The 21,731-nt window shown below is 71.7% G+C and carries 21 protein-coding genes; 6 read left to right on the top strand and 15 right to left on the bottom strand.

Annotated elements, in window-relative coordinates; genetic code table 11:
• Together AB0J39_RS27045 and AB0J39_RS27050 are read right to left on the bottom strand one after the other, a co-directional pair.
• The coding region (locus tag AB0J39_RS27045; RefSeq protein ID WP_363469419.1) for a hypothetical protein at positions 1 to 897 on the bottom strand (897 nt) is incomplete at its 3' end.
• A 44-nt stretch (positions 898 to 941) separates the two neighbouring features.
• Positions 942 to 1,904: an LD-carboxypeptidase gene (locus AB0J39_RS27050; RefSeq protein WP_363469421.1), complete on the bottom strand. Its 963-nt coding sequence runs from the start codon at positions 1,902 to 1,904 to the stop codon at positions 942 to 944.
• A gap of 31 nt (positions 1,905 to 1,935) precedes the next feature.
• Here AB0J39_RS27050 and AB0J39_RS27055 point away from each other — a divergent pair, with 31 nt between their 5' ends.
• Positions 1,936 to 2,814, top strand: a complete 879-nt coding sequence (locus tag AB0J39_RS27055) for a sulfotransferase (protein ID WP_363469423.1) — start codon at positions 1,936 to 1,938, stop codon at positions 2,812 to 2,814.
• A gap of 8 nt (positions 2,815 to 2,822) precedes the next feature.
• On the opposite strand, the gene AB0J39_RS27060 is transcribed toward AB0J39_RS27055, so the two are convergent.
• The 5 genes from AB0J39_RS27060 to AB0J39_RS27080 form a co-directional block, all read right to left on the bottom strand.
• Positions 2,823 to 4,709 carry an ABC transporter ATP-binding protein gene (locus AB0J39_RS27060; protein WP_363469424.1) on the bottom strand — a complete coding sequence of 629 codons (1,887 nt, stop codon included), beginning with the start codon at positions 4,707 to 4,709 and terminating at the stop codon, positions 2,823 to 2,825.
• Between the two features lie 197 nt (positions 4,710 to 4,906).
• Positions 4,907 to 5,773, bottom strand: coding sequence for an enoyl-CoA hydratase/isomerase family protein (locus tag AB0J39_RS27065; protein ID WP_363469426.1), 867 nt, complete (start codon positions 5,771 to 5,773; stop codon positions 4,907 to 4,909).
• 199 nt (positions 5,774 to 5,972) lie between these two features.
• Positions 5,973 to 6,188 carry a helix-turn-helix domain-containing protein gene (locus AB0J39_RS27070; protein WP_030507271.1) on the bottom strand — a complete coding sequence of 72 codons (216 nt, stop codon included), beginning with the start codon at positions 6,186 to 6,188 and terminating at the stop codon, positions 5,973 to 5,975.
• 115 nt (positions 6,189 to 6,303) lie between these two features.
• The gene (locus AB0J39_RS27075) at positions 6,304 to 7,902 is read right to left on the bottom strand and encodes an ABC-F family ATP-binding cassette domain-containing protein (protein WP_363469428.1); all 1,599 of its coding nucleotides are present in this window, start codon (positions 7,900 to 7,902) and stop codon (positions 6,304 to 6,306) included.
• 212 nt (positions 7,903 to 8,114) lie between these two features.
• Positions 8,115 to 8,810, bottom strand: a complete 696-nt coding sequence (locus AB0J39_RS27080; RefSeq protein ID WP_363469429.1) for an acVLRF1 family peptidyl-tRNA hydrolase — start codon at positions 8,808 to 8,810, stop codon at positions 8,115 to 8,117.
• Positions 8,811 to 8,928: 118 nt separating this feature from the next.
• Here AB0J39_RS27080 and AB0J39_RS27085 point away from each other — a divergent pair, with 118 nt between their 5' ends.
• Positions 8,929 to 10,230 carry an EAL domain-containing protein gene (locus tag AB0J39_RS27085; protein WP_363469431.1) on the top strand — a complete coding sequence of 434 codons (1,302 nt, stop codon included), beginning with the start codon at positions 8,929 to 8,931 and terminating at the stop codon, positions 10,228 to 10,230.
• 20 nt (positions 10,231 to 10,250) lie between these two features.
• On the opposite strand, the gene AB0J39_RS27090 is transcribed toward AB0J39_RS27085, so the two are convergent.
• From AB0J39_RS27090 to AB0J39_RS27105, 4 genes are all read right to left on the bottom strand, one after another.
• The gene (locus AB0J39_RS27090) at positions 10,251 to 10,856 is read right to left on the bottom strand and encodes a response regulator transcription factor (protein WP_363469432.1); all 606 of its coding nucleotides are present in this window, start codon (positions 10,854 to 10,856) and stop codon (positions 10,251 to 10,253) included.
• Positions 10,853 to 12,022 (bottom strand): sensor histidine kinase, encoded by a 1,170-nt coding sequence (locus tag AB0J39_RS27095; protein WP_363469434.1) that lies wholly within the window; start codon positions 12,020 to 12,022, stop codon positions 10,853 to 10,855. Before AB0J39_RS27095 ends, AB0J39_RS27090 begins: the two co-directional genes overlap by 4 nt.
• 86 nt (positions 12,023 to 12,108) lie before the next feature.
• On the bottom strand, positions 12,109 to 12,846 hold the full coding sequence (locus AB0J39_RS27100) for an ABC transporter permease (RefSeq protein ID WP_363469436.1): 738 nt from the start codon (positions 12,844 to 12,846) through the stop codon (positions 12,109 to 12,111).
• Between the two features lie 2 nt (positions 12,847 to 12,848).
• A complete protein-coding gene (locus tag AB0J39_RS27105; protein WP_363469438.1) occupies positions 12,849 to 13,733 on the bottom strand; it encodes an ABC transporter ATP-binding protein in 885 nt (294 codons plus the stop codon).
• A 228-nt stretch (positions 13,734 to 13,961) separates the two neighbouring features.
• On the opposite strand from AB0J39_RS27105, the gene AB0J39_RS27110 reads away from it, so the two are divergent.
• Positions 13,962 to 15,035 carry a PP2C family protein-serine/threonine phosphatase gene (locus AB0J39_RS27110; protein ID WP_363469440.1) on the top strand — a complete coding sequence of 358 codons (1,074 nt, stop codon included), beginning with the start codon at positions 13,962 to 13,964 and terminating at the stop codon, positions 15,033 to 15,035.
• 53 nt (positions 15,036 to 15,088) lie between these two features.
• On the opposite strand, the gene AB0J39_RS27115 is transcribed toward AB0J39_RS27110, so the two are convergent.
• The 4 genes from AB0J39_RS27115 to AB0J39_RS27130 all read right to left on the bottom strand — a co-directional run bounded on the left by AB0J39_RS27115 (position 15,089) and on the right by AB0J39_RS27130 (position 17,944).
• Positions 15,089 to 15,628 carry a hypothetical protein gene (locus AB0J39_RS27115; protein WP_363469442.1) on the bottom strand — a complete coding sequence of 180 codons (540 nt, stop codon included), beginning with the start codon at positions 15,626 to 15,628 and terminating at the stop codon, positions 15,089 to 15,091.
• An 80-nt stretch (positions 15,629 to 15,708) separates the two neighbouring features.
• Positions 15,709 to 16,554, bottom strand: coding sequence for an ATP phosphoribosyltransferase (gene hisG, locus AB0J39_RS27120; RefSeq protein WP_363469444.1), 846 nt, complete (start codon positions 16,552 to 16,554; stop codon positions 15,709 to 15,711).
• A gap of 60 nt (positions 16,555 to 16,614) precedes the next feature.
• Positions 16,615 to 16,878, bottom strand: a complete 264-nt coding sequence (locus AB0J39_RS27125; protein WP_363469446.1) for a phosphoribosyl-ATP diphosphatase — start codon at positions 16,876 to 16,878, stop codon at positions 16,615 to 16,617.
• A 100-nt stretch (positions 16,879 to 16,978) separates the two neighbouring features.
• Positions 16,979 to 17,944, bottom strand: coding sequence for an acetylxylan esterase (locus tag AB0J39_RS27130; RefSeq protein ID WP_363469447.1), 966 nt, complete (start codon positions 17,942 to 17,944; stop codon positions 16,979 to 16,981).
• A gap of 331 nt (positions 17,945 to 18,275) precedes the next feature.
• On the opposite strand from AB0J39_RS27130, the gene AB0J39_RS27135 reads away from it, so the two are divergent.
• From AB0J39_RS27135 to AB0J39_RS27145, 3 genes are all read left to right on the top strand, one after another.
• Positions 18,276 to 19,532 (top strand): extracellular solute-binding protein, encoded by a 1,257-nt coding sequence (locus tag AB0J39_RS27135; protein WP_363469449.1) that lies wholly within the window; start codon positions 18,276 to 18,278, stop codon positions 19,530 to 19,532.
• Positions 19,533 to 19,671: 139 nt separating this feature from the next.
• Complete coding sequence (locus AB0J39_RS27140) at positions 19,672 to 20,586, top strand: sugar ABC transporter permease (protein WP_363469450.1); 915 nt, start codon at positions 19,672 to 19,674, stop codon at positions 20,584 to 20,586.
• The gene (locus AB0J39_RS27145) at positions 20,586 to 21,545 is read left to right on the top strand and encodes a carbohydrate ABC transporter permease (protein WP_363469452.1); all 960 of its coding nucleotides are present in this window, start codon (positions 20,586 to 20,588) and stop codon (positions 21,543 to 21,545) included. The genes AB0J39_RS27140 and AB0J39_RS27145 overlap by 1 nt, the downstream gene beginning before the upstream one ends.
• The last annotated feature ends 186 nt before the right edge of the window (positions 21,546 to 21,731 follow it).

Consider the following 21,731-nt stretch of genomic DNA (forward strand, 5'->3'; position numbering starts at 1 on the left):
GCCGGCGATGCGGGCGAGCAGCCGGGCGAACTCGGGCGGCGGGGCGACGACCAGCCGGGTCTGCCCGTCGTGGCTGATGAGGTCGGCCTGGATCCGTGTCAGCTTGCCCCGGCGCCACCAGTACACGTGCGGGCTGAGCCCGTCGGCCCGGCCGGCGTGCTCACGGTGCGCGAAGATGCGCAGGCGCTCGATCGCGCGGACCACGCCGATGCCGGCCACCGGGTGCACCGCGACCATGCCCCGGTGCGGCAGCACGGCGAGCATGCCGTCCTCGGGCACCTCCATGTACGCCGTCAGGCGGCGCAGGTGGGCCGCCGCGCTGGGCGCGGTCAGCAGCGACACCTCGGTCCCGGCGAGGTCGAGCCGCGACACGGTGGGCCGCTCGTCGGTCAGGGCGTTGCCGACGGCCACGTCGAGCGCCTCGGCCGGCGGGATCGGCCAGCAGAAGGCCTCCTCCGGGCGTACGGGCCGGGCGCCGATGGTCAGCACCTCGATGAGGTCGGCGCTGAGGTGACGGCCGATGATCCGGGAGGGGTCGGGGAAGGCGGGGTCGTCGGCGGCGTGGACCCGGGTGCGCAGCAGCGGCTTGATCGGCGCGAGGTTGCAGGCGTCGAACGGCTCGCCGGACACCGCGTGGGCCAGGTGCTCGGAGACCAGCATCGGCCAGTCCTCGCGGGCACGCCGACCGGCCTCCCGGCGCAGGCCGACGAGGTTCACCGATCGCTCACGCTCGGCCGAGGTCAGCGTCAGCGACGTGCCGTCGGCCGCGAACACGCAGGTGTAGCCCATGGTCTCGGCGACCAGGGCCAGCAGCGAGTCGAGATCGACGTCCTCGACGGCTCTCGGGGCGGGATGGTCCGGCCGCGTCCGGCTGAGCAGTCGCCGCAAGAGTCCCAACGCACCATCCCTTCGCCGCCGCCCGGATGCCTCCGGGGCGGGTCTCAGGTTGCCGCGTCCGAGTCGCGGAACATGCCCAGGAGAGAACACGATTCGGCAACAATAGCCACATTCGTCTCCAACCACACACTCAACTGTGGTGTGCCATGGCCCACAGGCAGCCCCGCGAGCACCGGCACACCCAGCGGGGCCAGGCGTTCTGCCAGCATGGGCAGCGGGTCGCCGCAGTCCACCCACGATCCCAGCACGATGCCCGCCGCGCCGTCGAGACAGCCCGCCTGCAGCAGCTGCGTCACCATGCGGTCGATCCGGTACGGCTCCTCGGTCACGTCCTCCAGCAGCACGACACGGTCCCGCGCGCGCAGCGCGTACGGCGTGCCGCACAGGGCGGCGAGCAGGGCGAGGTTGCCGCCGGTGAGCCGGCCCTCGGCCCGGCCGGGCACGATCACCCGGTCACCCTTGATCGGCGCCGGCGTGCCGCCCTCGAACAGGGCCTCCCGCAGGTGGGCGAAGGTGACCGGCTCGGGCCCCTCCGCGCCGCCGATCGCCGCCGTCGCGGGCATCGGCCCGAACAGCGTCGCCAGCCCGAGCCGGTCGGCGAAGGCCCGGTGCAGTGCGGTGACGTCGCTCGACCCGAGCAGGATCTTCGGCCCGGCCGCCGCCATCGCGTCCCAGTCGAGCAGCCCGAGCAGCCGGGTGGCGCCGTAGCCGCCTCTGGCGCAGACGACCGCCGCCACCCCGGGATCGCACCAGGCGTCCCGCAGGTCGGCCGCCCGCGCGGCGTCGGACCCGGCGAGGTAGCCCTCCCGCGCGAGGATCGACGCCCCGTGCACGACCCGCAGCCCGAGCCCGGTCAGGACCTCGGTGCCGCGCTCCAGCCGTACGGGATCGACCGGGCCGGCCGGCGCGACCAGCGCGACCGTGTCACCGGGCCTCAGCCGCCGGGGCAGGCTCGGGACCGTTACCGAGGCGTCACCGCCCGCCCCGCCCGGGAAGCGCTCGCTCACCCTTCAAAGGGTGTCAGACTTAGCGGTATCTATGCGACCTCCGACGCACATCCTCGTGGTCAACGGTGTCAAGGTCCGCCGTCCGGTGTTCGTCGTCGCGGCGCCGCACTCCGGCGCGGACCTGCTGGGCCGTGCGCTCAAGCGCTCGCCCGGCTTCCACGTGACGATGGGCAGGGGCCCGGTGGCCCGGGTCGTCTACGCCTTCGCCAGGAGACCGTCGATCGCCCGCAGCGGCGGCGCGCCGCAGGTGCTGCGCGACGTGCTGGCGGAGGCCTGGCAGGTGGTCCCGGCGGCGTGCGCGGAGTGCACGTCCGCCTGCCGGGAGGCGGGCGGCATCGTCGGCGCGGGGCCGTGCGTCGGGCCGGGCACGCTGTCCCGGTTCGGTGACGCCAGTCCCGACCTGCTCTACAGCGCGCCGGTGCTGCTGCGGGCGTTCCCCGACGCCCGGCTCATCCAGATCATCCGCGACGGCCGTGACGTGGTCGCCGACATGCTGGCCGACCCCGCCTGCATGACCTGGGTCAAGCCCCATATGCTGAGCGAGGACGCCGAGTTTCCCAACCCGTTCCTCGGCGTGCGCTCGGCCGAGCACCGCGAGCGCTGGGCCGGGATGCCGCCCGCGGGCAAGTGCGCCCTGCGCTGGCGCGGCGCGGTACGGCTCAGCGCGGCCCTGCGCCGCGAACTGCCCGCCGAGCACCTGCTCACCCTGCGGTACGAGGACGTGGTGGCCTCGCCGGGAGAGGCCATCGACGCGGTGTCGTCCTTCCTCGAGGCCAAGGTCTCCACGATCGCGCTGTACGGCACGAGCATCCCCAGGCCGGGCGGCTGGCGCCGCCGGCTGTCGGCCGAGGACGCCGAGCTGGTGGAGAAGGTGGCCAGGGAGGAGCTCACCCGCCTCGGCTACCGCTGAGGGCCGTCTCAGGACCCTCCGGGGTCCGAACCGGTGAACTGGGTGCGGTACAGCTCGGCGTAGGCGCCGCCCCGCTCCAGCAGCTCCTCGTGCCGCCCGCGCTCGGCGACCCGGCCGTCCTCGACCACCAGGATCGTGTCGGCCTCACGGATGGTCGACAGCCGGTGGGCGATCACCAGCGACGTCCTTCCTCTCAGGGCGGTCTTCAGCGCCTGCTGCACGGCGGCCTCGGACTCGGAGTCCAGGTGGGCGGTGGCCTCGTCGAGCACCACCACGCGCGGCGCCTTCAGCAGGAGCCGGGCCAGGGCGATGCGCTGCTTCTCCCCTCCCGACAGCCGGTAGCCGCGGTCGCCGACGACCGTCTCCAGCTCCTCGGGCAGGTTCTTCACCAGGTCGGCGATCTGGGCCGCGCGCAGCGCCTCCCAGACCTCCTCGTCGGTCGCCTCCGGACGGGCGTAGCGGAGGTTGTTGCCGATCGTGTCGTGGAACAGGTGGGCGTCCTGCATGACGACGCCGACCGTGTCCCTGATGCCGTCGAGGGTGGCGTCGCGGACGTCCATGCCGTTGATCCGGACGGTCCCCTCGTCCACGTCGTACAGCCGGGACACCAGCTGGGTGATGGTCGTCTTGCCCGCGCCCGAGTGGCCGACGAGCGCCACCAGCTCGCCCGGGTGGGCGGTGAAGGACACGCCCTTGAGCACCTCCTGCGAGGGCCCGGTGTCCGGGCGGGCCACCGACTCCAGCGACGCCAGCGACACGTCGGAGGCGGCCGGGTAACGGAAGCGGACGTCGTCGAACTCGATCGTGACCGGCCCCTCGGGGATCGGCCGGGCGTCCGGCTTCTCCGCCACCATCGGCTTGAGGTCGAGCACCTCGAAGACGCGGTCGAAGCTCACCAGCGCGGTCATCACGTCCACGTGGACGTTCGACAGGCTGGTCAGCGGGCCGTACAGGCGCATGAGCAGGGACGACTGGGCGACCAGGGTGCCGAGCGCGAAGGCTCCGGAGATCGCGAGCACGCCGCCGAGGCCGTAGACCAGCGCGGTCGCCAGCGCGGCGACCAGGCCGAGCGCGATGCGGAACACCGCGCCGTACATGGCGACGATCACACCGACGTCGCGGACCCGGCCCGCGCGCTCCGCGAAGTGGGCCGCCTCGTCGTCCGGCCTGCCGTACAGCTTGGCGACCATGGCCCCGGCCACGTTGAACCGCTCGGTCATCACCGAGCTCATCTCGGCGTCGAGCTGCATCTGCTCGCGGGTCAGCGCGGACATCCGGCGGCCGACCCACTTGGCCGGGAAGATGAAGATCGGCAGCAGGACCAGCGCGACCAGCGTGACCTGCCACGACAGCACGAGCATGGTGCCGAGCACCATGACCAGGCTGATGACGTTGGACACCACCGACGACAGGGTGCTGGTGAGGGCCCGCTGCGCCCCGATGACGTCGGTGTTCAGCCGGGAGACCAGCGCGCCGGTCTGGGCGCGCATGAAGAACGCGACCGGCATCCGCTGCACGTGGTCGAAGACCTCGGTGCGCAGGTTGTAGATCAGGCCCTCGCCGATGCGGGCGGAATACCACCGCTGCAGCAGGCCGAGCCCGGCGTCCAGCACCGCGAGCGCCCCGATCGCCACCGCGAGCCACACCACCACGTCGACCCGCTTGGGGGTGATCCCGTAGTCGATGATCGCCTTCATCAGCAGCGGGTTGGCGACCACGATGACCGCGTCGACCACGACCAGCGCGAGGAAACCGGCGATCTGCCTGCGGAACGGCCGGGCGTAACCGGCGATGCGCCGGACGGTCCCCGGCGCGATCCGCTCCTTCGTCACGGAGCTGTCACGCCGTAAGGACCGCATCACCTGGAGACCGTAGCCCCCGTTCATCATCGACATATGCCGTACATCCTCCCAGCCGTGCAGCGGTGGGAGGACTCCCCCGATTCCCCCGTCAGCTCGAAGCGAACAGCGCCCGTGGATTCCACCCGACCGCCGCCCGTCCGTTCACGCGACCACTGCCCACGGACGCGAGGCGAACACCGCGCGTCGACCCGGAGCGGACCTCGCCCGTCAGCCCGGAACGGACGCCGCCCTCAGTCCGGGGCGGACGCGCCCCCGACGAACGCCCGGATGCGCGCGACCTGCTCGGCCCGCTCGGCGGCGGCCTGCTCCTCCAGCGTGCGTACCGGCGCGGCCTGCAGCAGCCTCTTGGTGGCGGCCGCGGCGGCGCGGTCGGTGGACAGCAGCGCGGCGGCCAGGTCGTCCACGGCCTGGGCCAGCTCGGACACGGGCACCGCGATCTCGGCCAGGCCGAGCCGTACGGCCTCGGCGGCCCCCACGGTACGCGCGGTCAGGCACATCTCGACGGCCCGGGGAACGCCCACGATGTCGGTCAGGGGCTTGGTCCCGGTCAGGTCGGGAACCAGCCCCAGCGCGGGCTCTTTCATGCAGAACTTCACGTCGTCCGCGACGACTCGCAGGTCACACGCGAGCGCGAGCTGGAAGCCCGCCCCGATCGCGTGGCCCTGTACGGCCGCGATCGACACGATCTCCGGCCTGCGCAGCCATAGAAAGCCCTTCTGGGCCTCCGCGATCCGCTGCTCGAACTCGGTGTCGCCGAGCGCGGCGGCGCTCGCGAACGACCCCTGTCCGGGCACTCCCTCCGGCGTGAACATGCGCAGGTCGATCCCGGCTGAGAAGGACGGCCCCTCGCCTCTGACCACGACCACTCTCACCTGCTCCGGAAGGGTCTCCCCGATCCGGGCCAGGGCCGACCAGGTGGCGAACGTCTGCGCGTTGCGCTTGTCCGGCCGGTCCAAAGTGACGGTCGCGATCTCGCCGTCCACCTCGAAGCGCACTCCGACCTCGGCCGGCGCGGCCGCCGAGATCGTCGATACATCGGAGCCGCCGCCCGTCGCGGGGACGTGCTCCGGATTCCCCCCCATTGCCGCTTCCGCCATGCCATGCTCCTGCGTCCTGTGCGGAGTGACGTCGCCTCGCACGGCCGGTCCGGTGCGGCGCACCGTCCGTGCCGGCGTCCGCCCTCCTGTTCATCTCGCGGTCGCGCCCGAGCTTACCGAACATCGTTCTGGCGAGTTGGACGCGACCGCTCCTCCTGCAGGAACGAGCGGCTGCGGTCGCGCGTCTTGAGGTGGATCTTTAGCGCTTGGACTTGCCCCGGGTCGCGCCGCCGCGCCCGCGCAGAGTCACCCCGGACTCGCTCAGGATGCGGTGGATGAACCCGTACGACCGGCCGGTGGAAGCAGCCAGAGCGCGGATGCTCTCACCCGCGGAATAGCGCTTCTTGAGATCGGCGGCCAGTTTTTCCCGGTCGGCCCCGGTCACCCGGGTGCCCTTCTTCAGAGTCTCGGCCACGAGTACCTCCTGTAGTGCCAGACTTCCGCAGCGTTACTTCAGCCCATGATCAGTCATTTCGACGGGATCGGCTACCTACTCCGCGGGAAAAGATCCCTACCCGCTCAAATTAAGATCAGGCAAGCGCCACAAGATCGGAAAATTCGTCGCTCCATGCGTCCTCGACTCCGTCTGGCAACAGAATCACCCTATCCGGCTTCAGCGCCTCGACGGCGCCCTCGTCGTGCGTGACCAGCACAATCGCGCCCGTGTAGGAGCCGAGGGCGGCCAGCACCTGATCGCGCGAGGCCGGATCGAGGTTGTTGGTGGGCTCGTCGAGCAGCAGCACGTTGGCGCTCGACAGCACCAGCGTCGCGAGGGCGAGACGGGTCTTCTCGCCGCCGGACAGGACCCCCGCGGGCTTGTCCACGTCGTCGCCGGTGAACAGGAACGACCCCAGCACCTTGCGCAGGTCGACGTCGGCCAGGTCGGGTCCGGCCGACCGCATGTTCTCCAGGACCGTGCGCCCGGGATCGAGCGTCTCGTGCTCCTGCGCGTAGTAGCCGATCTTGAGCCCGTGGCCGGGCATGACCTCGCCGGTGTCGGGCTTCTCGATGCCGCCGAGCAGGCGGAGCAGGGTGGTCTTGCCCGCGCCGTTCAGGCCGAGGATGACGATCCGCGAGCCCCGGTCGACCGCCGCGTCGACGTCGGTGAACACCTCCAGCGAGCCGTACGACTTGGACAGGCCGCGGGCCGTCAGCGGGGTCTTCCCGCAGGGCGCCGGGTCGGGGAAGCGGAGCTTGGCGACGCGGTCGGAGCGGCGCTCCCCCTCGACGCCCGAGAGCAGCCGCCGGGCGCGCCGCTCCATGTCCTGGGCCGCCTTGGCCTTGGTGGCCTTCGCCCGCATGCGGTCGGCCTGGGACAGCAGGGCGGACGCCTGCCGCTCGGCGTTGGCCCGCTCGCGCTTGCGCCGCTTCTCGTCGGTCTCCCGCTGGGCGAGATAGGCCTTCCAGCCGACGTTGTAGGTGTCGATCACGCAGCGGTTGGCGTCGAGGTGGAGCACCCGGTTTACCGTCGCCTCAAGAAGGTTTACGTCGTGGCTGATGATCACCAAGCCGCCCTGGTGCGAGCGCAAAAAATCACGAAGCCAGCCGATCGAGTCCGCATCGAGGTGGTTTGTGGGCTCGTCGAGCAGGAGAGTCTCCGCTCCGGAGAAAAGAATGCGGGCCAGTTCCACCCGCCGTCGCTGACCGCCGGACAGGGTCTGCAGCGGCTGACCGAGGACGCGGTCGGGCAGCCCGAGGCTGGAGGCGATCGAGGCCGCCTCCGACTCCGCGGCGTAGCCGCCGAGGACGTGCAGGCGGTCCTCCAGGCGGCCGTACGCGCGCACCGCCCGGTCGCGTGCGCGCGGATCGTCGGCGGCCATGCCGGCCTCGGCCTCGCGCAGTTCGCGGAGCACCTCGTCGAGGCCGCGGGCCGACAGGATGCGGTCACGCGCCAGCACGCTCAGGTCGCCGGTGCGCGGGTCCTGCGGCAGGTAGCCGACGCTGCCGGAGATCGTGACCGTGCCCGCGGCGGGCAGCCCCTCTCCGGCCAGGACCTTGGTGAGGGTGGTCTTGCCGGCGCCGTTGCGGCCCACGAGACCGATCTTGTCGCCCGGGTTCACCCGGAACGAGGCGCCCTCGATGAGCAGGCGTGAGCCCGCGCGAAGTTCGATGTCTGCAGCGATGATCATGATAAAGGGGACACTCCCGTAGGTGATGAGGTCAGGATCGGCGACCGGGAGCGATCAATCGGGAGTGCGCATGGGCTCAAGTGTAATGCCGCCGTTCCCACGGCCGCCTGCGGCGAAACCCGCCTCCCGGCGGCGCGGAACCGCCCACGCCTACCTGCCTCTCTCCCACCTGCCGCTCCGGGGCTCCGCCGGCCGCCCCGTCGTGCCACCGGTCAGGGGTCGAGCAGGCGGATCCGTACGGCGCGGAACTGCTCCGGCGTGGCCTCCAGGACCGCCGGCCGGGGATCGGGAACGGTGAGGAAGGGCCCGGTCTCCAGGGCGAACAGCGGCGCGAGGCGCCGGTCCCGCCCGATCTCGTCGATCGAGCGCCGGTCCCCGCCGAGCACGACGGCCTCCAACTCCCCGAGCCTCGGCACGAGCACCCGGACGGCCACGTCGGCGGCGGCCCGCAGCGCCTCGGCCGACTGCTTGTCCCTGCGCCGGGCGAAGCGCTGCTGCGACCACCCGCCCGCCGCGCTGCGCCCGTGGACCTGGCGGGAGCCGGCCTTGCCGGCGACGAGGCGGGCTCCGGTGAAGACACCGGCGGCGTACCCGCCGAGCCGGGCCAGCAGCACGCCGACGGTCCGCTCACGGCGCGCGTGGGCCACCAGCGCCGCCGCGGGCGGGGGAAGGCGGAACCCGTCCTCGGGTCCGTCGCCGGCCGGGCCGTCGGGGGAGGGCCGCAGCGGCGGGAACGGCACGTGGCACTCCGCGACCGCGCCGTCCGCGGCGTCGAGACGCACCACGTCCGGCAGAACCACGGCCTCGACCGCGCCGTGCCGCTCGGCGAAGCGCCCGATCCACCCCGCGAGCCTCTCGGGGGCGACCGGGATCCACCTGCCGCCGCCGGCGGCGGGCCGTGCCGTCATGGCCGATCAGCCTATCCCTGCGGTTGTCTGCCGGATCCCCTCCAACTAACGGGGAAATATAGGTGAATTTCCTCCTGCGAGCGTCAACGTCCAGGGCACGGGGTCCCACAATTCAATCGTGTCGCTCCCCTCACCATCGGCGGCGCCGTCCGCCGCGACCCCGCAGCACGTCCCGGCGCCCGGCCCGGCCCCGGCGACCCCGTTGCCCGCGGACACCGCCCTGGAACACGACCCGGCGAACATCGTGCGGAGGTACACCCCCGCGGCCTCCCCCCAGCCGTACGACCAGCGCGCGCACGCGCCCGGCTTTCCCGCCGGGCGTCCGGCGGGCCCGCTCTTCCTTCCGGTGGTCGACCTCGACACCGGCGGCGCGGTGGCCGTCGAGGTGATCGCCGAGAGCGCCTCCCCCGCCGTCCCGGGCGTGGCGGCCACCGTGAACGGTGTGCTGGCCGCCGCCCGGGAGGAGGCCCTGCTGCCGCTGGTCCTGCCGATCCACGCCGCCGCCGTGGCCGGGGGGTCGGCCGGCCTCGCGTCGCTGCACGAGGCCATGCGGATGTGCGGCCGGCGCCCGCGCGAGGTCATCCTCGCCATCGAGGGCGATCCGGTGCCCGCCGAGCGCACGGCCCTGCTGTCCGGGATCGACGGCCTGCGCGCGGTGGGCTACCTCATCGCGTTCGCCGGGCTCGGCACCGCCGCGCTGCCGCTCGACCTGCTCGCCGACGCCTCGCCGTACGTGGTCGCGCTGTCCGCCGACCTGGTCGCGCGGGGGCCCCGGGACCCCCGGCGCGGGGCGCTCGCGGAGTCGCTGGTCCGCCTGGCGCGCGGCGTCGGCGCGCACGTGCTCGCCCCGGGCGTGCGGGACGAGGCACAGCTGGCGGCGGTACGCGGCTGGGGGATCAGGCTCGCCCAGGGCCCTCTGCTCGCGCCGTCCGACTGGCGGCCCTCCCACGGGTACAACCGCGTCCACGTCCCACTGCCGGTGCCGGAGGCCGCCGCCCCCACGGCCGCACTGGGTCCCCGGGTGCAGGAGCTCCTGCTTCCCGCGGTGACGCTGCCGGCCGAGTCGACCGCCGAGGAGGTGGTCGCCGTGCTGAGCGCCGAGCCCTCGATCACGAGCGTGATCCTGGTGGACGAGTACCAGCGGCCCCAGGGCAGCATCGACCGCAGCCGCTTCCTGCTGTTCATGGCCGGGGCCTACGGCCACGCGCTGCACGCGAGGAAGCCGGCCGGCCGCCTGGCGGACACCGCGAAGATCGTGGCGAAGACGACTCCGGTGATCGCGGCCATGCAGGTGGCGGGGCGGGACAACGCCCGCGTGTACGACGACCTCGTGGTGGTCGACGAGGTCGGCAGGTGCATGGGCGTGGTCCGGGTCGGCGACCTGCTGCGGCACGCCGCCGACCTGCGGCCCGCCCGCTGACGCGCCAATCCGGGGGACGGTCAGAGCCAGCCCTGGGCCTGGGCCTTGCGGACGGCCTCGATGCGGTTGCGCGCCCCGGTCTTGTGGATGGCCGCCGACAGATAGTTGCGCACCGTGCCCTCCGACAGGTGCAGCCGTGCGGCGACGTCGCCGATCGTCGAGCCGTCCGCCGCGGCGGACAGCACGTCGCGTTCGCGTGGCGACAGCGGGTTCGGCCCGGCGCTGAGCGCGGCGGCGGCCAGCCCGGGGTCGATCACCCGCTCTCCCCGCAGCACCCGTCTGAGGGCCGCGGCCAGCTCGCGCGCCGGGCTGTCCTTCACCAGGAACGCCACGGCCCCGGCCTCCATCGCACGGCGCAGGTAGCCGGGCCTGCCGAAGGTCGTGAGGATCACCACTTTGCATCCGGGGACCCGGCGGCGCAGTTCCTCGGCGGCGGCGATCCCGTCCCTGCCGGGCATCTCGATGTCGAGCAGCGCGATGTCCGGCCGGGTCGCCTCGGCGACGGTGATCACCTCGTCCCCGTTCGCCGCCTCTCCGACCACCTCGATGTCGGGCTCCAGGCCGAGCAGGGAGGCGAGCGCTCCCCGCACCATGCTCTGGTCCTCCGCCAGCACGACCCTGATCACTCGGCCAACCTATCCGCGATCATCTCCGCCGTACGGTCCGGGGGCGGCGGTACCTCGACCCGCACCCGGAACCCCCGCTTGCCGGTCTCGGTCTCCAGCTCGCCGCCCGCCGCGCGCACCCGCTCGCCGAGCCCGGTCAGGCCGTTGCCCGGCTCATGCGGCCCGCCACGGCCGTTGTCGGCGATCTCCAGCAGCGCGCCCTCCTCGCCGTACGACAGGTCGATCTCGCAGCGGGTGGCCCCGGAGTGGCGCACGACGTTGGTGGTCGCCTCGCGCACGGCCCAGGCGAACAGACCGTCGAGGTCCTCGGGCAGCGGGGTGCCGCGGGTGCGCACGGTGAGGGCGACGCCGGCGGCGGCCAGCACGGCGCGGGCGCCGTCGATCTCCTCCGGCAGGGAGCGGCGGCGGTAGCCGGTGACGGCCTCACGCACCTGCGTCAGCGCCTGCCTCGCCACCGACTCGATGTCGGCCACCTCGGCGGCCGCCCTCGGCGAGCCCTGCTCGCCCAGCCGGCCGGCGAGCTCGCTCTTCAGCACGATCAGCGAGAGGCTGTGTCCCAGCAGGTCGTGCAGGTCGCGGGCGATTCGCAGCCGCTCCTCCGCGGCGGCCAGCCTGGCCACCTCGGCCTGCGCCTCCCTGAGCTTGTCTATGAGGACTCGGGTGTTGCGGACGCTCATGAAGAGCACGCCGAGGGTGAGGTTCTGCAGCACGAGCATCCACAGCAGGCCGTCCTCCGCGCCGATCACGGTGCCGTCGGCCACCAGGACCACCGTCATGACCCCGATGCCGAGCAGGGCACGCCGGGGCGGCAGGGCCATCGCGTACACGACCACCAGGTAGACCGGGAGGGTCAGCCAGGTCTGGCTGTGGAAGACCACCGGGAGGACGGCCCCCATCACTGTCGCGAGGCCGAGCAGGAGGATCATCCACCGGGGGCGGTGGTCGAGGTCGCGCGGCCCGAGCACGATCGTCAGGTAGACGGTCACGAAGACCGCGAGCGCGACCATCCGCACGACCGCCCGCGTGCCGCTCACCGTGCCGTCGACCACTTCGGCCACCGGGTAGAAGAGGTAGATCAGGCCGAGCGACATGCCCAGCAGGCGCCTCAGCCGGGGGGCGCCCCCGTCCGGGCCGCCGAAGGTGAACACTCTGGCCAGCCGGCTCATCCCGATGCCCCTTCCCGGACCCGATGGATCAGGCGCGCGTCGCGGCGCCCTGTCCGATCATGCACGTGCCGCCGCGGTCTGTCCGGTCATGCACGCGTCGTCGCGCGCCGGTAGGCGACGAGAGCCAGCGCCACCAGCACCGCCGCCCAGGCGAGGATGCCGGCCGCGTGGGCCGGGTGCGGGGCGTCTCCCCCCGCGATCCGCCACCCGATGCTCGCGTAGTCGTACGACGGGGTCACGTGGGCGACGCTCTTCATGGCCGCGGGCATGATGCTCTCGGGTAACCAGAGCCCGCCCAGCATGGCCAGCCCGAACATGCCGACCATCGCGACGGGCTGCGCGGTGTCGGGCGGCAGCAGGGATCCGATCATCAGGCCGAGCGCCGCGAAGGGGATCGTGCCGGCCCACATCGCCAGGATCAGCGCCGCCCACCGCCCCGGCGGCAGCGACACGTGCTGGGTCAGCACCGCGGCCAGGCCGACCAGCACCAGCGACGGCAGGACCAGCAGCAGCGAGGAGACCAGCTTCGTCAGGACGATCGCCCGGCCGGGCAGCGGGGTGATCTGGAGCTGCCGCAGCCAGCCGCTGTGCCGCTCCTGCGACCAGGGCACGGCCGTCGACATCATGGCGGCGGCCAGCGCGCCGTACGCCCCCATCGAGACCATCAGCATGACGCTGCCCCGCAGCCCGGTCGCCTGGTCGGACTCCGCCCCCCAGAGGTTGGCGTAGAGGAGGTAGAACCCGACGGGGAAGGCGACCACGAAGACGACGTAGCGCTTGTTGCGCAGCATCCGCAGCAGTTCGACCTTGATGTAGTGCCGCATCGTCAGGCCTCCTTGGTCAGGGCGAGGAAGGCGTCCTCCAGGTCGGCTTCGTGGAGCTGGAGATCGCGGATGTCGAGGGTGGTCTTGCGGTACAGCGCGGCGACGGTGGCGTCGAGGTCGGTCGTGCGCAGCGTGACCCGGGCGCCCTGCAGCTCCACGCCGGTCGCCCCGGGGAGGGCGTCGAGCCCGGTGACCGGCTGCTCGCCCAGCAGGAAGCTCACCGCCTGCCCGGCGACGCCGGCCTTGATCCCGGCGGCGCTGCCGTCGGCCACGATCCGGCCGCGGGCGATGACGACGACCCGGTCGGCGTTCTCGTCGGCCTCCTCCAGATAGTGGGTGGCGAACAGGATCGTCCGTCCCTTCGCGGCGTACGCCCGCATGTTGTCCCAGAACCTGCGGCGGGACTCGACGTCCATGGCCGCGGTGGGCTCGTCGAGCAGCAGGAGCTTCGGCCCGCCCGCGATGGCCAGCGCGAACCGGACCCGCTGGGTCTGCCCGCCGGACAGCCGGTCGGCCCGCCGGCGGGCGATCTCGGTCAGGTCGGCGAGCCGGAGGATCTCCTCCAGCGGCAGCGGGCGGGGGTAGAGCCGCCGGACGAAGTCCACGGTCTCGGCGACGCTCAGCTCGGGGATCAGCGCGCCCTCCTGGAGCATCGCGCCGATCTCCCCGTTGGCGACGGCGGTCCGCGGCGGTTCGCCGAAGACCCGGATCTCGCCGGACGTGGGCCGCAGCAGGCCGAGCAGCATGGTGATCGAGGTGGACTTGCCGGCCCCGTTGGGCCCCAGCAGCGCCACCGTGGCGCCGGCCGGGACCTCCAGGTCGATTCCGTCGACCGCGACCACGTCACCGTATCTCTTGGTGACCTCGGTGAAGGCGATGGCGTTCATGGGCTTCACGGTAGGAATCGGGGCCCGTCTGCCGTCAGTGCCCTGCCTCCGGCCTTCGCGATGACTTTTGTCATCCGGCGGGCCGCCGGTTCCTCTGCCGCCGGCGCGACCGGCTTCCCCTCTCCGCCCCGCAGCGCCGCCCCTGGCCGCCGGGCGATGCCCACAGCGTGATAACCCGGAAAGATGCGCCTCATGGCGACGATCCGGGATTACCGCCGGGATCTCCAGGTGAATCACATCCTGGTGGTGATCCCGCTCGGGCTCATCGTGGTCATCGCGGCTCTCGACCTCGCGCTGCCGCGGAGCGTGCACCTGGGGCCGCTGCTCGTCGTCGCGCCCGCGCTCACCGCGTCGTTCGCCGGTCCGAGGTGCACGGCGGTGATCGGAGCGCTGGCGTTGGCGGCCGACGTGGTGAGCGGTCTGGGACAGGGCGTCCTCGGAAGCTCCGAGCACCACGTCGAGATGCTCGCCCTGTTCGCCGTGTCGGCCGTCGTGGTCGTCTTCCGCGTCGGGTACGAGCGGCACCGGGCCGTGCTCCAGCAGGTCAGGTCGGTCTCCGAGGTCGCCCAGCGCGTCCTGCTGCGGCCACTGCCCCGGACGGTCGGCCCGTTGCGCATCGCATCGATCTATCTGCCCGCGGCCGCGGAGGCGAGGATCGGCGGCGATCTGTACGCGGCCGCCCGGAGCGACGACGTCACCCGACTGCTGATCGGAGACGTACGCGGAAAGGGGTTGTCCGCGATCAGTGACGCCGCGGCGTCGCTCTGCGCCTTCCGCGAGGCGTCACACGGGCCGACGTCCCTGTCCGAGCTGATGACGCGCATGGAGAACAGCATCCGGCAGAACCTCATCGAGCACGCCGCATCCGACATCGACGCCCAGGAATGCTTCGTCACCGCGGCCGTCGCCGAGATCCCCGACGCCGAACCGACGGTACGCGTGATCGCCTGTGGTCACCCGCCGCCGCTCCTCCTCCACGGGAACCGGGTGCTGACGCTGGAACCGGACCAGGTCGCTCCCCCATTGGGACTCGAACTGCTGACGGCGTCCGAACCTCGGCCGGCGACGTTCCCCTTCGAGCCCGGCGACATCCTCCTGCTCTACACCGACGGCGTCATCGAGGCCCGCGACCGTACCGGCGCGTTCTTCGACCTCCCCGCGCGCCTGGGCGAACGGGCCGGCGAGGACGTCGCCACCCTCGTCGAACGGCTCTGCGCGCGCCTGTTCCAGCACGTGGACGGCCGGCTGGACGACGACACCGCCATGATCGCGATCGAACGCCTGCCGACGCGGGCACCCTGAAATCGTCAGCGCCCTCCCTCCTCCCCGCCGGGAGAAAGGAGGGCGCGCAGTCGTCAGGCCACGCGGCGCAGGTCCATCTGGAAGTTCTGCCGCCAGGTGGCGCCGCCGTCGAGCGTGTATTCACCGATCTCGTGCCACTCCCTGCCGGTGAAGCGCAGGGTGTACCGGACGGTCGGGCCCGCGGTCTGGATGCTCCACTGGAAGAAGTGGTCGCCGACCACGGGGACGGTGGCGGTGACGTGCCCCTGCGAGAACGCCTCCCAGCGGTACTGCCCGCTCTGGTCGTCGTAGCTGACGACCGCGAGCGCGGTGTCCACGATCCTGCGCGGATCGGCCTTGTCCCGGCCCTGGCCCTCCACCGTGATCACCTGGCCGCCCGCCTTGTAGGCGACCTTCTCGGTCTGGAGGAACTGCTGCCGGCCGGAGGCGGTGTCGACCCATCCCGAACCGGCCCAGCGCCCGACCATGAAGTCGAGCCTGCGGATCGCGTCGAGCTGCGTCGCGGGGACATCGGCCGCCGCCACGCTCGCCGAGTGCCCCGCCGCGACGGCGGGCGCGGCCGCCGCGAGGGTGAGCGCGCAGATCAACGGCACCAACCAACGGTGTAATCGAGTCATGACGCGATCTTGACACACGGCTCGCCCACCGCGACAGCGGGTCGGCGAAGCCTGGCTCAGAGGCGGCAGGCGAAGATGGCGGTGACGAGGATGGCTTTGGCGCCGATCTCCCAGAGCTGGTCCATCACCTGCTGGTGGCCCTTGCGGGGGACCATCGCCCGCACGGCGACCCAGCCCTCGCGGTGCAGCGGCGAGACGGTCGGCCCCTCCATGCCCGGGGTGATGGCGATGGCCTCGTCGATGCGCTCGGCCCGGATGTCGTAGTCGATCATGACGAAGTCGCGGGCCACGAGCACGCCCTGCAACCGCCGGATGAGCTGCTGGAACCCGTTCGCCTCGGGGGCGCCGGCCCGCTTGATCAAAATGCCCTCGGAGTGCGCGATCGGCTCCCCGAACACCTCAAGGCCGACGTTGCGCAGCGTCGTGCCGGTCTCCACCACGTCCGCGATCGCGTCCGCGACGCCGAGCCTGATCGCCGTCTCGACCGCGCCGTCGAGCTTGATGACCCGGGCGTCCACGCCCTGGTCGGCGAGGTACTTGCCGAGCAGCCCGGCGTACGAGGTGGCGATGCGCAGGCCGGACAGGCCCGCGACGCCGGAGTAGGCGCCCGGCGTGGAGGCGAAGCGGAACGTCGACCGGCCGAAGCCGAGCGGCATGACCTCCTCGGCCGGGGCGCCGGAGTCGAAGAGCATGTCGCGCCCGGTGATCCCGGCGTCCAGGGTGCCCTCGCCGACGTACACGGCGATGTCGCGCGGGCGGAGGAAGAACAGCTCGCAGGAGTTGTCGGAGTCGACGACCACGAGCTCCTTGCTGTCCCGGCGCTGGCGGTAGCCCGCCTCCTTCAGCATGGTCTGGGCGGCCTCGGAGAGCGCGCCCTTGTTCGGTACGGCGATGCGCAGCATGGGTGGAAGATCCTTTCAGCCGGAACGAGGTCGATGGACGATCTGTGGCCGCCGCGGCGGCTACAGATGCTTGTAGACCTCGTCCAGCCCGATCCCGCGGGCCAGCATCAGCACCTGGACGTGGTAGAGCAGCTGGGAGATCTCCTCCGCCGCCCGGTCCGCCGACTCGTGCTCGGCCGCCATCCAGCTCTCCGCGGCCTCCTCCACGACCTTCTTGCCGATGGCATGGACGCCGGCGTCCAGGGCGGCCACGGTGCCCGACCCCTCGGGCCGAAGGCGCGCCTTCTCTGCCAGCTCGGCGTACAGCTCTTCGAAGGTCTTCATGGTCTCTCTCGCGTCGTGGGCCTGCGCAACCAGGTTATCGGCCCCAGGGTAGTCGCGGGGGCGCACCTCCGCGCCCCGCGTCCACCCTGCGAGATCCGTCTCAGCCGAGGATCTTCCTGGCCAGCCTGAGCTGCTCCAGCGCCTGCTGCGACTCCCCGCCCTCGTGGCCGTTGAACGGCCAGACCGTGATGTCCTTGGGCCCGGCGTAGTGGTTGTAGGCCCCGAACACGGTCGAGGCCGGGGTGACGCCGTCGCGCAGGCCGACGGAGAACCGGGCGGGCGTGGCGGCCCGCGCCGCGAAGTGCAGGCCGTCGAAGTAGCCGAGGGTCGCGAAGATCTCCTCGACCCGGGTCCGGTGGATCCCGCAGAACCGGCCCAGCTCCGCGTACGGCTCCTCGTCGGTGATCTCGACGGCACGCCGGATGTCGCACATGAACGGCACGTTGACGAACGCGAAGGCGAGATCCGGCACGAGCGCGGCGGCGGCGAGCGCCATGCCGCCGCCCTGGCTGCCGCCGGTCACCACCACGCGCCCCGCGTCCACGAGGGGGTGCGACCTGGCCGCCTCGACCGCGCGCACGACGTCGGTGTAGAGCCGCCGGTAGTAGTAGCCGTCCCGGTCGAACACGCCCTGGGTGAGCTTGCCGGGGATCTGCGCGCCGTTGCCGCCGACCGGGTCGGGGGTGTCGCCGGAGCGCCAGGTGCCGCCCTGCCCGCGGGTGTCCATCACGAACGTCGCGTATCCGGCGGCCGGCCACAGCAGCCAGTCGTGCGGCCGGCCCCGGCCGCCGCCGTAGCCGATGAACTCCACCACGCAGGGCAGCGGGCCCGACGCGCCCGTGGGCGCGAGGAACCATCCCTTGATCGGATGCCCGCCGAAGCCGGCGAACGTCACGTCGGCCACGTCCACCAACGCGAGGTCCGCCTCGTACGGCTCGAAGACGGGGTTCAGGTCGTGCGCGCGGGCCTCGGCCAGCGTGCGGTCCCAGAAGGCGTCGAAGTCGGCGGGCTCCCGGCGCTCGGGCAGGTACGCGCGCAGCTGGTCGAGAGGCATGTCGACGAACATGGGGGACTCCCGTGGGTGGTGGGCCTGGCTCGTGGTACGCCGCAAGGTTACACAAACGCCTTGTTTCAGACTTCTGACCCGGTTAAGGGTCGTCCGCCGGGATTCGACTCCAGATGATCCCTGCCGATGACCTGCGGAATGACGCTCATGGCGGCGTTACGTCCGGATTGACGGGATGAAACGCCCTCTTGAAACTAATCCGGTTTAGTGCTGGACTCTGCACGAATTCGAAGCGTGGGAGGTTCGGCCGCGCCGGCGCTGCCTTCGCGGTCCGCCTTTCGGGGGGCACGACATGTCAGTCGATCACTTTCCGTAGAGATCGGAGACGTCCATGCGACGAACGACGGCGGCCACGTGCGCCGCCCTGATCGCCGCCTTCGGCGCGGGCTGCGCGACCGGCGGCACACCGGAGACCAAGCAGGCGGACGCCGGCGCCCCCGCCGCGATCACGTGGTGGTCCACCGGGGGCGACGACGAGAGCGCGGCCTTCCAGAAGGCCGCCGACCTGTACACGAAGTCGCACCCCAACGTGACGATCAAGGTGCAGACGCTCGCCTGGGACGACGCGTACGCGAAGCTGCTCGCGGCCTCGACCAGCCGCAGCGGGCCCGACATCGTCTCCGGCGGGATGACCTGGACCATCCAGTTCGGCCTGCGCGGCGGCATGGTCGACCTGCGCAAGTACGGCATCGATCAGCTCCAGGCCCAGGCGCAATCCGCCCAGTGGAAGTCGGCCGTCTCCCCCGACGGGACCATTTACGGCATCCCCCTCGACATGTCCACCGAGGCGCTCTACTACCGCACCGACCTGCTGGACAAGGCGGGCATCGAGGAGCCGCCCAAGACCTGGGAGGAACTGACCGCCGACATCGAGAAACTCAAGAAATCCGGGGTGAGGACGCCGTTCAGCATCGACTGGGGCAATCTCGACTGGATCGGTTACTTCAACTTCCTCTACCAGGCGGGCGGCACCTTCTACACGCCGGACTGCGAGCCCTCGCTGAACACCCCGCAGGCCGAGCAGGCGCTGGCGTACTGGATCGACCTGCACCGCGAGCACAGCGCGCCGACCGACACGGTGGCGACCCCGGACGCGCTGGGCACGGGCACCGCGATGGTCTACGGCGGCAATTGGAACGCCCTCGGCATCGACACCAGCAAGCCCGAGCTGAAGGGCAAGTGGGCGGTCGCCCCCCTGCCGGCCGGCCCGGCGGGACCGACGACCTTCATCGGGGGCCGGGCCGTCGGCGTCACGTCGTACAGCAAGCACATCCAGCAGGCGGCGGACTTCGTCAAGTTCCTCTACACCGACGAGGCCGTCGACGCGGTGGCGACGGAGTCGAAGGCCCGCAACATCGCCTACATCCCGCCCCGCCCGGACAAGGTCGCCGACTCGCCGTTCACGCCGGAGCACTCGGCGGTGTTCGCCGAGATCATCAAGACCGGCGCGGCGGCGCCCGGATGTCCCGGCTGGGACGAGAGCGCGTCCGACGTGGCCAAGCAGTTCCAGGCCGCGATCCTCGGCAAGGCCGACGTGAAGACGGCCCTGGCCGAGGCCGCCAAGGTCATGGAGCGCAACGCCGGATAGCCGGGACGGCCGTGGCTCACCGGTGACGCCTGACCCCTCACCGGCCGCGGCACCCGTCCCCCAACCAGGCCCGGGCCGGTGACACCTGACCTCTCACCGGCCCGGGTCCGTCCTCGGCTTCCCTTCGACTGGAGACGACATGGCAATTCACGCCGCCGCGCCCCGGCGCCGATGGCGCCGCTACGGCACCTCCTATCTGATGCTGCTGCCGTTCCTCGGCCTGTTCGCCGGTTTCCTGGTCTGGCCGCTGGCCAACTCGCTCTACCTCAGCTTCACGAAGTTCGACGGCGTGAACGCCCCGGAGTTCGAGGGGCTGGACAACTTCCGGCATCTGCTGTTCGACGACGACCGGTTCCGGCACGCCCTCGGCAACACGTTCCTCTACGTCGTGGCGTCGATCGGGATCGGCACGCTGCTGTCGCTCGGCCTCGCGCTGGCGTTCAGCGGGTCGAGCTGGCCGCACCGCATCATGCGGACGATCTTCTTCCTGCCCTCGGTGACCTCGTCGATCGCGCTCATGCTGCTCTGGAAGTGGATCTTCGCACCGGGTGACTTCGGCCTGGCCAACACCGTCGTGGCCTGGTTCGGCGGCAGGGCGGTCGAATGGCTGGCCACCCCCGGGCTCACGATCCCGATCCTCGTGCTCATGTCGGTGTGGGGCGGGATGGGCTACGGCATGGTCCTGTACGTCGCCGGGCTCAACACGATCCCGCAGGAGTACTACGAGGCGGCCCGCATCGACGGCGCCACCACCTGGCAGCAGTTCCGCCGCGTGACGCTGCCGCTGCTGCGCCCGGTCACCACGTACGTGGTCGTGACCGGTCTCATCGGGGCCTTCCAGGTCTTTGAAGCCGTCTACATCGTGTTCCGGGGCACCAACAACATCGGCGGCGTGCTCGACTCGGGCCTGATGATCGTGCCCTATCTCTACGACCAGGGCTTCACGCACTTCAAGCTCGGCTACGCCTCGGCGATCGCGTGGGTGCTCTTCCTGATCATCTTCGCCCTGAGCATGGTCAACCTCCGCATCGGCCGCGCCCTGAAGGAGCTGTGATGGCCGCCGCCCCCACGACCACGCCGATCGTCTCCGACCCCGCCGCCGCACCCCGGCGGGCGCCTGCCGCCACGTCGCGCACCACCTGGCGCGGGCACCTGCTGCGCCTGCCGTTCTACCTGCTGTCGCTCACCATGATCGCGCCGTTCTACTGGATGCTGATCACGGTGTTCAAACCGGTGACGGAGCTCAACCGGCAGCCCCCGTCCTTCGTGCCCGAGCATGCGACGCTGAACAACTTCTACGACCCCGGCTACTCCCCCGCCCGGGTCAACCCCGGTCACCTCCAGGGCATCTTCCAGCGGTTCCAGGTGGACTTCGGGTTCGGCCGCTTCATGTTCAACAGCCTGGTGATCACCGTCGCGATCACGGTCGGGTCGCTGCTGATCGCCTCGCTGGCGGCGTACGTGATCACCAAGCACCGGGTGCCGGGGCGGCGGCTGATCTTCGTGCTGATCGTCGCCTCGATGATGGTGCCCTGGCAGACCACCCTGGTGCCGAACTACGTGATCATGCGGAACCTGGGCTGGCTCGACACCTACCAGGGCTACATCGTCCCGGCGCTGGCCAAGGCCTTCGTCCTGTTCTTCCTCGTGCAGTTCCTCCACTCGATCCCGGACGAGCTCATCCAGGCCGCCCGGGTCGACGGCGCCGGGGAGTGGCGCATCTGGTGGCGGATCGTGCTGCCGCTGCTGCGCCCGGCCCTCGCCGCGATGTCGATCTTCATCGTGCTCGCCGAGTGGAACAACTTCCTCTGGCCGCTGATCATCGTGCAGAGCGACGAGATGGCGAACATCCCGGTCGCGCTCGCCCGCCTCAACTCGTACTTCGCCGGCTCGCAGCACCAAGGGGCGATCATGGCGGGCGGCCTGCTCGCCTCCCTGCCGTCGATCGCCTTCTTCCTCGCCTTCCAGCGCTACTTCACCCGAGGCATCGTGCTGAGCGGCCTGAAGGGCTGACAGCGGACGCGCCCGAGGATCGGTGCCACGCGCCGACGGCTTCGGCGACCTCCTCCGGGTGCGTCAGCTGGGGGTGATGGCCCGCGCCCGGGATCACCGTCACGGTGACCCGGGGCAGCGTGTCCACGAGGGCCCGTCCCTCCGGGCCGAGCGGGTCGCGGGAGCCCACGACGACGTGCACGTGGC

The organism is Microbispora sp. NPDC049633 (assembly GCF_040675265.1).
Classification (GTDB): Bacteria; Actinomycetota; Actinomycetes; order Streptosporangiales; family Streptosporangiaceae; genus Microbispora; species Microbispora maris.